The sequence below is a fragment of the Burkholderia mycopellens genome (genome assembly GCF_964265025.1).
GTDB lineage: Bacteria > Pseudomonadota > Gammaproteobacteria > Burkholderiales > Burkholderiaceae > Burkholderia.
On the sequence record NZ_OZ183804.1, the window covers coordinates 1,130,011 to 1,136,949 of the forward strand.

Genomic DNA, 6,939 nt, shown 5'->3' on the forward strand with positions numbered 1-6,939 from the left:
GTCGTATCGGGTTCGATGAAGAGGATGCAGCTTTGCGCACGCATGCGACGAAGCCGGTCGAACCGATTCTAGGGGGTTGGCACCACGCACCGAACCAACGATGTTCGATATCTAAAGCAAGCGCTTTCATAAGGGCAGGGCCGTTATCCGGGCGTCATTGCCCGGATCGGTCGTGAGGATGGCCGATATCTCCGCCAAATAGAGGACTGCGTATTACTTGTTTGATTGACGCACCGCCTCGTGCTCACACGCCGACGGTACAACCTCAGGACTTGCAGGAAGCGTGCAGCGCAGCCTCGTCGGTGGCCAGCATTTCGGGCACGCATTCGCGCAGGAAATCAACGAATGTGCGGATCTTCGCATCGAGATACTGGCGCGATGCGTACAGTGTGTAGACCGTCAGCTTCTGCAACCGGTAGTCGGGCAGCACACGCACCAGTGCGCCGCTCGCCAGCGCGGGCAGCGCCGACGACATCGGCAGCGAACCGATGCCGAGGCCGGCGCGCAATGCGGCGCCGAGCGCGTCGGCGATGTTCACCTGGAAATCCGGCGACGGCAGGTCGAACGTCTCGGGGCCGTCAGGGCCGTGGAGATGCCAGCGATCGCGCGGAAATACCGGCGTGACGATCTGCAGGCACGCATGACCGTCGAGCTCGCGCACCGTGCGCGGCGTACCGCGCTCCTTCAGATACGCGGGCGACGCGCACAGCACGCTGTGCACCTCGCCGAGCCGCTGCGACACGAGCCCTGAATCGGGCAACTCCGTCGCGCTCAACTGCAGCGACACGTCGTAGCCTTCGTCGATGATGTCGGGCACGTGCTGCGACAGCGTCAGCTCGACCGCGACCGATGGATAGCGCTGCCGGTATCGCACGACCGCGGGCACCACGTAGGCCTGGCCGAAGCTCGTCGTCGCATGGACATGCAGCCGTCCGGACGGCTTTGCCTGTGCATCGGCCGCCTCGGATTCCGCTTCTTCGATATAACCGAGGATACGCTGGCAGCGGTCGAGATAGCGCTGCCCGGCGTCGGTCAGCGCGATGCGGCGTGTGCTGCGGTTGAGCAGGCGCGTGCGCAGATGCGTTTCGAGCTGCGCGACCGACCGCGATGCGTAGGCCGTCGTGATGTCCAGGCGCTGGGCCGCGCTCGTGAAGCTGCCCTCCTCCGCAACCCGGACGAAAATGCGCATCATCTGTAACGTGTCCATCGACCTGTCCCCGGGATTGAGATCACGTCGCGCCACCGTGCGGCCATGGTGCCGGAGGCTCCGGCGCAGGCCGGTCTGGCGCGAATTGTGCGGAACAGTACAGCAGCAGTGCAGACGTGTCCAGTTCGCCGTACGCGGCGTGATCCGGACGCCGAATCGTATTGCCGAGCCGCCGTGTGCGATGTACGGCCCGAGCGGATACGCGACCGGTCGCGCCGGCACACGAGCGGCACCGAATCGGCAAAAACTGCCCGACGACCACGGTGCCGCCCCGCGATTCACCGCATGTATGACGCCTCAGGCCGTGGCTGCGGCATCGAACGGATTACGCAACACGATCGTGTCGTTGCGCTCCGCACCGGTCGTGATCATCGATACCGGTGCGCCCGCGACCGCTTCGATGCGCGCAATGAAATCCTGTGCGGCGCGCGGCAGCGCCGCACGTTCACGTACCCCTTTCACGGTGCCGCGCCAGCCGTCGAACCGCTCGTACACGGGCTTCGCGCGCGACTGTGCATCGAGGCTCGCGGGCAGATGATCGACCCGCACGCCGTCGAGTTCGTAGCCGACGCACAGCGCGATCGACGCGAAACCATCGAGCACGTCGAGCTTGGTGAGCGCCAGCGAATCGATACCCGAGATCCTGACGGCCTGACGCAACTGCGCGGCATCGAGCCATCCGCAGCGGCGCGGCCGGCCGGTATTCACGCCGAACTCCTGCCCGCGCGCACGCAGCGTTTCGCCGGTCGCGTCGGACAGCTCGGTGAGGAACGGGCCGCCGCCGACCCGGGTCGCATACGCCTTGGTGACGCCCAGCACGTGGCCGAGCTTCGACGCACCGAGCCCCGTACCGGCCGCCGCCGCCGATGCAACGGTACCGGACGACGTCACGAACGGGTACGTGCCCCAGTCGATGTCCAGCATCACGGCTTGAGACCCTTCGAACAGGATGCGCTCGCCGCGGTCGGTCGCGTCGTTGAGATCGGCCCAGACGGGGCGCACGAACGGCAGGATCCGCGGCGCGAGGTCGACCAGCGTCGCCAGCATCGTGTCGCGAGAATACTCGTCGAGCCCCAAACCGCGGAACCACGCGTTGTGATGGTCGACGAGCACATCCAGTTTGGCGGCGAGCTGGCCCGGTTCCGCGAGATCGCCGACGCGCAGCCCGCGACGCCCGACCTTGTCCTCGTAGGCCGGCCCGATCCCGCGCAGCGTGGTGCCGATCGGCTCGCGACGCAGACGCTCCTGAGCCTGGTCGATCGCGCGGTGTATCGGCAGCACCAGCGTCGCGTTCTCGGCGATCGACAGGTTGTCCGGCGTCACCGACAGCCCGAGCTCGGCCACCCGCCCGATTTCCGCGAGCAGCGCTTCCGGATCGAGCGCCACGCCGTTGCCGATCACGCCGCGCTTGCCGCGCACGACGCCGCTCGGCAGCAGCGCGAGCTTGTACGTCTTGCCGCCGACGACCAGCGTATGACCCGCGTTGTGGCCGCCGTTGTAGCGTGCAACGAGATCGGCCTGTGCCGCCAGCCAGTCCACGACGCGCCCCTTGCCTTCGTCGCCCCATTGGGCGCCCACGACCACCACGTTCGGCATGCTTCGTACTCCATGTGAGAAATTCAGACAATCGTTCGGCCGAACCGGCCGTTTGTATGCCATATTGGCGGAGCTTGAGCACCCGATCAAACGATAAAACCTGAATCCTCGTGTGAGCAAATATCACACGAACCATGCAATGGCCCGACGACTCCCTCCGCTGAATTCGCTGCGTGCGTTCGAAGCCGCCGCGCGCCTCGGCAGCTTCACGCTGGCCGCCGACGAACTGTGCGTGACGCACGGCGCGATCAGCCGTCACGTGCAGCAACTGGAGACATGGCTCGGGCGGCCGCTGTTCGAACGCCACAACCGGCGGGTCGAGCTGACCGATTCGGGCCGTGCGTATCTCGCCGAGGTCGGGGCGTCGTTCGACCGGATCGCGCTCGCCACCGCGCAGCATTTCGGGCATGCGCAGCCACGCGTGCTGCGCGTGAGCGCCCCCGCGACGTTTTCGTTGCGCTGGCTGGTGCCGAAGCTGTCGTCGTTCCAGGTCGCCCATCCGGCTATCGAGGTGCGGCTGTCGACGTCGAACGAGCCGATCGACAAGCTGCGCGACAGGGTCGACCTGATCGTTCGCGGCGGCCCGCAGGCCATCGACGGATACGTTGCAGAGGAATTCCTGTCGGAAATCCGGCTGCCGGTGTGTGCGCCGAAGCTGCTGGAGGGGCGGCCGTTGCATGCGCCGGCCGATCTCGCCGGCTTCACGTTGCTGCACGCGGCCACCTATCCCGGCATGTGGCCCGAATGGCTCGCGGCAGCCGGACAGCCGAATCTCGTGCCGCGCCACTCGCTCACGCTCGAGCATTTCTACCTGACGCTGCAAGGGGCGCTCGACGGGCTCGGCGTCGCGATGGGGCCGATCGCGCTCGTCGCGGACGACATCGCCGAAGGTCGGCTCGTGCAGCCGTTCAGCGAACCGGCGCTGCCGCCGTGGCGCTACTTCACATACGTGGCTTCGGCACGCGCGAACGACGAAGCGGTGCGGGCGTTCAAGGACTGGCTGAAGATGACGGGAAATGCGGCTGCGCCCGGCGGGGGGAACTGACTGGGTCAGTGTGCGGGAGGGCGTGCGCCAAGACACGCAGGAATGCGAATCAAATGACGCAAGCGTATCGATTGCGTTTTCCCTCGTCGATACCGGGAATGTGGTTTTCGATGTGCGCCGTGAGATCACGACGCACGCGGCAAGCCGCGGATCGAACCGTGGCTTGCCGCCGGCCGACGCTTACTGACCAGCGCCGGCAGCTTTCTTCTCCGCGTTCTGCAGGTTCTGCGGATAGTTAGGATCGTTGGCCGCCGGCTTGTAACCGGCATCTTCGAGTTTCTTCAGCTCGGCGGTGTTCTTCGCACGTGCAGCCTTGTGCTCCGCCCTGCGTTGGGCCCTGGCCGCCTTGCGTGCCTGGCTCTTCGCTGCCTTCGCGTCCTGTGCCGCGGGCGCGCTGGCGTCGGTCTGCGCAAACGCGGGAACTGCCGAGCCGAACAGGAACGCGGCTGCAGTAGCAGCCAGCGTGAGTTTTCTGATCTGGATTCGCATCGCTGAACTCTCTTATCTGGTTTATCACGGATTGAAAGACCATCGAGATACCGCCCCTGACCCGGTCGGTTGTCATGCCGCGTTCGGGACCAGTGCATCATAACCGCGCCGCGAAAAATGTGGCGTCAACGTGCAAGCGCAATTGGGATACACGTATGGGAGAAAACGTGGGGGGCCGCTTGACTGTCACAGGCAGGATGAACTGTGTCGTGCGTGTCGGCACGCGTGCTGAGCGCGCGGTGGCGGAGACGGGAAACGGTCGGTGCACCCGTGCTTCAGTGCCGAGGATGGGCCATGTCCGCGCGGTGCAGTGTGATGCGCGTTACCCGTGACTGTTTCATAAACGGTGCCGCCGGCACGCTCACGCTTGATGTGACCGTTATCAGATCAATCACGATCACAGCATCAGCAGTCGAACTGTCTACCGCGTTGCCAGTCGCCGCGGTTCAAGCGACGGTTCCTCCCATAAACGACCACGATTCGGTTTTCCGGTAATCAGGGCATGCGCGATCGAATCGCCACAGCGCCCAGCAGTCGCTCCGGCAACCAATCGCCGCGCTGTGATGCCATGCGTTACCCGAGCCGGTATCACTCGTCGCCGCGCGGTCCTGTGGCCCGTATGACGAAAGGTGTGGACACGTTGCGTGCGGTGAAGAATTCGGTGGGAATCACTTCACGGCTACGCCGACGGTACAGCACCGAGGTCGCCACGCTCGTCTGGCGATCTTGGCACGTTGGGTCGTGATGTCGTGGCAATGCTTGTGAACCGTCCGATTCCGCTCAGGAACGCATCTCGCAACGTGCGGGGATCACAGGTTTTTCATTCCGCGGTTTGGGTCTCCGGAATCCAGGCGAGTGTCGCTCCCCGCACAGCATGCCGATTCCCTTGGCCTCGTCTGGTCGGTGAGCTTTTTCGGGATCCGGAGCTGTCAGAAGGTGAGAATGTTCGGGATCATCGTTCGAATTCGATTGCGGTGAGCTTCGCGGTCGCCCGCATCTTCACGTTGGTTCACGGCGTGCACCGGATCGACCCAAGCGCCGGCGATGCGTGCCGCCAGTACGACCACCGGGTCCATCTACGGGAAGCCGTTCCCGGGCCTCTCCTTGTGACACGGACGCACAGCATTGAACTTGGGTTGGTCGCTCCAAAGGTAGAAAGTTGGAAGACCACGGAGGCAGCAAATCGAATGGCGTCGATTTCCTCTGTGTACAGGCCACAGGCTAAATTTGACGAGATGCGTGGGCGGGCAATCGGAAAAACTTGTCCATGGACAGGGAAGCGTGAGTGCAAAAATCCCTTCGCCTGCCGTCCCGGATGATTTCAAGCTGCTGTGAACGAAACCACAGAGATTCGTGTTTCCGGAACGCTGATCTGCTTTGCCGGTTGGTAACAGGTGCTGGCGAGGTTACGGCGCCGGGTTTTGGGTCCCATAAATGGGAACCTGTGCCTGGAAACGGCACTTTCTTCCCGTTTTTCTCCCATAGGTTTCTACGTTTCAGTCGATGTGAGTGTGTGCTCACCTCTTCTGGAAGCCTTGTCGGGCCTCGAGCCAGTGTCGATCGAGGAGCCAAGTCATTGTTTTCAGGCTTGAATCGACGGTTTGAGTTGTCTGGGACACCACAGACGGCTACCCATTGGTAGCGGTTTATGGGGTTCGTCTTTCTGCGGAAGCGCACGTGTGTTTACATCTTTTGTTAACCACGTTTACTTCTTTAACTACTTTTAGACGGCTCACAGCCATATCTGACAAGGGTTTGACGGGTGTTCGGTACCCATTTATGGGAGCACAGGTGTAAGGGGCTGGGGGTTGAGGTCTGTGGATTTGGGGTTTGGGGTACCGCGTTGTGGGGAATCAGGGTTGTGGATATGGGGCAAGCGTACCCGGTTATGGGAAATCGGCCCGGAAACGCGTTGGGTAGTCGTCTATGGGAATGCCCGCAGGTAGCCTTTTATGGGGCGCTTTTTTTGATCCGTGGACGCCGGGTCGCACAGTGTTTTTTCTCGGGTAGCCGGTTATGGGGCGCCTTAAAGGTAGCTGGTTATGGGTAGCATTTGGGTCAGCTCGGTTGCGTGCCACCACGATTCCCTATGGCTGGTTCCCATGGACAGGATCGATGGCACCAACAGGTAACCTTTTATGGGGAAACCAACAGGTTGCCGTTTATGGTAGCGATGTCTGCCTTCAAGGCCAAAATCACCACAGTCAACGCTACCGAAGCGGGTCGATAGGTACCCTCCTGTGGGAATCGGCAAAGGTAGCAAGTTATGGGAACAAAACAGGTCTGTGCTGCAGAGCATCACGAATTCGCGAACCGATCTCGAATCCGCACGTTTGCTTCCCATGGATGGTTACCTTGGCCGGGGCAAATCTCATGCCGGGTTTCCGTGTCCAGGCATGAAAGGTAGCGGCTTGTGGGAAGCATTTTTGACGAAAGGTTGCTGGATATGGGGCTCCGCACAGATCGTCTGATCGTAAATTTTCTTTTCGTATCATAAAGTTATGAGCGATAGTGCAAGTAAAGCCGGAACAAGGGCGTTGCTCGTCGACGTGAAAAGGTATAAAGTCCTCTCTCACCAAGGTCACCTTATCCGGACATTACG

Annotated in this window: 5 protein-coding genes; 1 reads left to right on the forward strand and 4 read right to left on the reverse strand. The window is 62.4% G+C overall.

From position 1 onward, the window contains the following. Window positions 1-265: 265 nt before the first annotated feature. The gene (locus ACPTTC_RS39085) at window positions 266-1,207 is read right to left on the reverse strand and encodes a LysR family transcriptional regulator (protein WP_226201157.1); all 942 of its coding nucleotides are present in this window, start codon (window positions 1,205-1,207) and stop codon (window positions 266-268) included. A 297-nt stretch (window positions 1,208-1,504) separates the two neighbouring features. Then, the gene (locus ACPTTC_RS39090) at window positions 1,505-2,803 is read right to left on the reverse strand and encodes an adenylosuccinate synthase (RefSeq protein WP_423396550.1); all 1,299 of its coding nucleotides are present in this window, start codon (window positions 2,801-2,803) and stop codon (window positions 1,505-1,507) included. A gap of 139 nt (window positions 2,804-2,942) precedes the next feature. Here ACPTTC_RS39090 and gcvA point away from each other — a divergent pair, with 139 nt between their 5' ends. Beyond that, window positions 2,943-3,848 (forward strand): transcriptional regulator GcvA, encoded by a 906-nt coding sequence (gcvA, locus tag ACPTTC_RS39095; RefSeq protein ID WP_423396551.1) that lies wholly within the window; start codon window positions 2,943-2,945, stop codon window positions 3,846-3,848. Window positions 3,849-4,028: 180 nt separating this feature from the next. Here gcvA and ACPTTC_RS39100 read toward each other — a convergent pair whose 3' ends face one another. Together ACPTTC_RS39100 and ACPTTC_RS39105 are read right to left on the reverse strand one after the other, a co-directional pair. Further along, window positions 4,029-4,337 (reverse strand): DUF4148 domain-containing protein, encoded by a 309-nt coding sequence (locus tag ACPTTC_RS39100; RefSeq protein WP_175957345.1) that lies wholly within the window; start codon window positions 4,335-4,337, stop codon window positions 4,029-4,031. A gap of 929 nt (window positions 4,338-5,266) precedes the next feature. Next, entirely contained in the window at window positions 5,267-5,413 is a 147-nt protein-coding gene (locus tag ACPTTC_RS39105) for a hypothetical protein (RefSeq protein WP_423396552.1), read from the reverse strand. Window positions 5,414-6,939: the final 1,526 nt, after the last annotated feature.